We start from the raw sequence: 3544 nt of genomic DNA, 5'->3' as shown, positions 1-3544 counted from the left end.
AGAACAGCGGCAGGTAGTACTCGATGCCGCCGGGCGTGACGCCTTCCTTCATGTCCTGGTACAGCGGACAGCGCCGGATGTCGATGGGAAAGCGTTCGCGCAGGTTGGTCCGGAAATCCTTGGCGGCTTCCTCGGTGACCGGGAATTCCCGGGCGGGAAGGAGATCCACGCCCTCGACCTGGTGCTGGGAACGCTGCGTCTCGGTGTCGAACGTGCGGATCGACTCGATCTCGTCGTCGAACAGTTCCACCCGGTAGGGCTCGCTGGCGCCCATGGCGTAGATGTCGATCAGCGCGCCACGCACGGCGAAGTCGCCGGGCTCGCTGACCTGGGGCACGTTGCGGTAACCGGCGGCCTCGAGGCGACGCTGTTCCGCGGCGAGGTCGAGCTTCTGGCCCTTGCGCAGCACCAGGCCGGAGCCGGTGATGTGCGTGCGCGGCGCGATCCGCTGCATGAGCGTCGCGACCGGCACCACGAGCACGCCACGCTTGACCGACGGCAGCCGGTACAGGGTGGCGATACGCTGCGAGACCACCTCGGGGTGAGGGCTGAAGACGTCGTAGGGCAGGGTTTCCCAATCCGGGAAATGCAGCACCGGGAGTTCGCCGGCAAAGACGCCCAGCTCGCTTTCCAGGTTGTCGGCGCTGCGCGTATCGCGGACCACGACCACCAGCAGGCCATCGTGCGCCCGGGCCGCCTCGGCCACCTCCAGGGCCCAGGCCGAGCCGTGGGGCACGGCCCAGTAGCGGCGAGTCTTGGCGTTGGCAGGCAGGGGCGGGCGCGGGAGCGTTACGGGCATCGTCTGGAGGCGATCATCAGCGTGGCTAGCCGGTCATTGTACAGGCCCGGCGTTAGTGCCCCGTAGGCATCTTTCGTAGGAGCCCACCCTGTGGGCGACATCTTTAGCGTTGGCGCTTCAGGGCCAGGGCTCGTCGCGAACGGCGTCGCCCACAGGGTGGGCTCCTACGCGGATAAGCCTCAGTCCGTGTAGTCCGGCTCGAAGAAGCTCCACCGCACATCCTTGAACCGGGCCTTGAAGTCCGCTTCCACGATATTGATGGCCTCGATCATCGCCCGCGGCGTCGGGGCGGCGGCCATCTTCGCCTTGATCGCGACCATGACATCCGTGCCCATCTGCAGGGTCAGGACGTTGTAGACCTGGTCGATCTCGGCTCGGGCCTCGAGGAAGGCGAGCATTTCGGCACGGCGCTTCGGCTCCACGCCTTGGCCGATCAGCAGGGCCTTTACCTCGCGGGCCACCGCCACGGCCACCACGATCAGCAGCACGCCGATGCAGATGGTGCCGATGGCATCGAAGATCAGGTTGCCGGTGAGCATGGTCAGCAGGATCGCGGCGAGCGCGAGGCACAGGCCGATCAGTGCGGCCAGGTCCTCGCCGAAGATCACCAGCAGTTCGCTGGCGCGCGTCTCGCGGAACCACTCCCATAGCGGCTGGTCACCACGGGCCTTGTTCACTTCCTGCATGCAGCCATGCATGGAAACGCCCTCGGTGATGATCGAAAAGACGAGTACGCCGACCGCCAGCCAGGGCCAGCTCAGCGGCTCGGCGTGCGTCAGCTTGTGCACGCCCTCGTACACCGAGAACATGCCGCCCACGCTGAACAGCAGGATGGCGACAAGGAACGACCAGAAGTAGAGCGCACGGCCCCACCCCAGCGGGTAGTCGGGCGATGGCGGGCGCTTGGCCTGGCGCATGCCCAGGAGCAACAGGCCCTGGTTGCCGCAGTCCGCCAGCGAGTGCACGGCCTCGGCGAGCATCGCGCCCGATCCGGTGAACAATGCCGCCACCAGCTTCGCCACGAAGATGGCGAAATTGGCACCCAGCGCGAGGAAGATCGCGCGCTTTGAATCAGCGTGGCCCGACATGTGGATCCCTGTCCCTGAAAGATCGCAAGATCTTACCGGATGACGCCCACTCCGACGCCAAAGCTGACATTCGGATGGCCGCCCTGCATTTCCTTGGCGGTCCACACATGCGACTGGTTCACCGACACCAGCGGGAACGTATAGGTGGCTTGGCCGACGTTGCCGGTTCGCGTGCCGTTGAGCCGGCCGGCGAACGTGACGAGACCGCCAGCGGGGAAGTCCAGGCTCTCGACGTAGCCCGGCATGGCGGCGATGAAGCGGCCGCTACCCGTGTCGTTCGCCTTGGGCCGCTGCGAGCTGTCGAGCGGATAGGCGAGCACTTCCACTTCGCTGTGATCGGCGTAGTTCTTGACCTGTACGATGCGGCCGCCCCAGATCACATCGGAACTGCCGTAGCGCTCCGGCTCGCGTGCTACCTGAGCGGGCGGCACCGCGACGGTGTTCGGCGTCGCCTTGTAGATCGGTGCCGGCGCACAGCCGGCAAGCGCGAGGGTCAGTACGGCGGCAGGGACGGCGAGACGGACAATGGACGGGCGCATGGGTCGGCTCCTGGCGTGTACGGTGACTTTATCTCTTTGGTAGCGAACGCGGTGGATGCGCAACGTGTAGGGGAGCCGGATCCTTGCCTTCCTCCACCAGCCAGGTCAGCCGGTATTCGGATTCGCCGGGCTGGCCGAGCAGTTTTGGCAACGCCTTGAGGCTATCGCGGATCGTTTCATCGAGCTTCCACGGGGCATTCACGATGACCATGCCGGTCCCGTTGAGGCGCAGCGGCGAGTCGTCCTTGTGCAGCAGGAGCTCGGCCGCCAGCACGCGCTTGGCGCCGCTCTTCGTCGACAGCCAGCGATGGAACGGCTGCACGTGGCTGCGCAGCTTGATCGGGTACCAGACCGCGAAAATGCCGGTGGGCCACTTTTCCATGGCGGCCTTGAGGGCCTTCTCGATCGTCCGGAACTCACCTTCCTGCTGTTCGAACGGTGGATCGATGAGGACGAAGCCGCGCTTCTCCTTCGGCGGGACCAGGGCGTTCATCGCCTCGTAGCCATCGCGGTTGTGCACGTGCACGCGGGCATCGTGGTGGAAGAGCTGGCGCAGGTGACCGGCCTCTTCGCTGTGCAATTCGCACAACTGGGCGGAATCCGTATCGCGCATGAGGTGCGCGGCGATCCACGGCGAGCCGGGGTAGTAGCGGATATCGTCGCCGTCGTTGCAGGCGCGGACCACCTCGAGCCACTTCCAGAGGAGGGGCGGGAGGCCGGTGGCGGCCTTGAGCTTGGCGACGCCTTCGTCCGCTTCGCCCGTCTTGCGGGCCAGGGTGCCGCGGAGGTCGTAGCGGCCGCTGCCGGCGTGGGTATCGATGTAGCAGAAGGGGGTGTTCTTCTGCTTCATGGCGTCGACGAGGGCGACGAGCACCATGTGCTTCATGACATCGGCGAAGTTGCCGGCGTGGTACGCGTGACGATAGTTCATGGGGGCGAGTATACCGTTCGGGGCGGGCTCGCCTCCGGCCTCGCGCTAAGCAATCGGTTCATTCGCTGGCGCGAATGCGTGTGACCAGCGGCTGACGCCGCCTCGCGCTCTGACGTCTCTGGAAAGAGGCCTCCGGGCCCACCCTCGCTGCTCAGACAGGTCCTCCGCGTTCGTACCGGAGTGCGCC

The 3544-nt window shown here is 66.2% G+C and carries 3 protein-coding genes and 1 pseudogene; all 4 read right to left on the bottom strand.

The window, feature by feature from the left end; genetic code table 11:
* Nucleotides 1–799: pseudogene (locus ACTHLF_RS12910) on the bottom strand (transcription-repair coupling factor); the annotation flags it as partial.
* Nucleotides 800–978: 179 nt separating this feature from the next.
* Nucleotides 979–1887 carry a cation diffusion facilitator family transporter gene (locus tag ACTHLF_RS12905; RefSeq protein WP_440327754.1) on the bottom strand — a complete coding sequence of 303 codons (909 nt, stop codon included), beginning with the start codon at nt 1885–1887 and terminating at the stop codon, nt 979–981.
* A 32-nt stretch (nt 1888–1919) separates the two neighbouring features.
* The gene (locus ACTHLF_RS12900; RefSeq protein WP_440327753.1) at nt 1920–2426 is read right to left on the bottom strand and encodes a Slp family lipoprotein; all 507 of its coding nucleotides are present in this window, start codon (nt 2424–2426) and stop codon (nt 1920–1922) included.
* Nucleotides 2427–2454: 28 nt separating this feature from the next.
* Nucleotides 2455–3357 (bottom strand): 23S rRNA (adenine(2030)-N(6))-methyltransferase RlmJ, encoded by a 903-nt coding sequence (locus ACTHLF_RS12895; RefSeq protein WP_440327752.1) that lies wholly within the window; start codon nt 3355–3357, stop codon nt 2455–2457.
* Nucleotides 3358–3544 lie beyond the last annotated feature (187 nt).

This window comes from Luteibacter sp. (genome assembly GCF_051958795.1).
Lineage (GTDB): Bacteria > Pseudomonadota > Gammaproteobacteria > Xanthomonadales > Rhodanobacteraceae > Luteibacter.
This window is presented reverse-complemented; position numbering and strand designations above follow the sequence as displayed.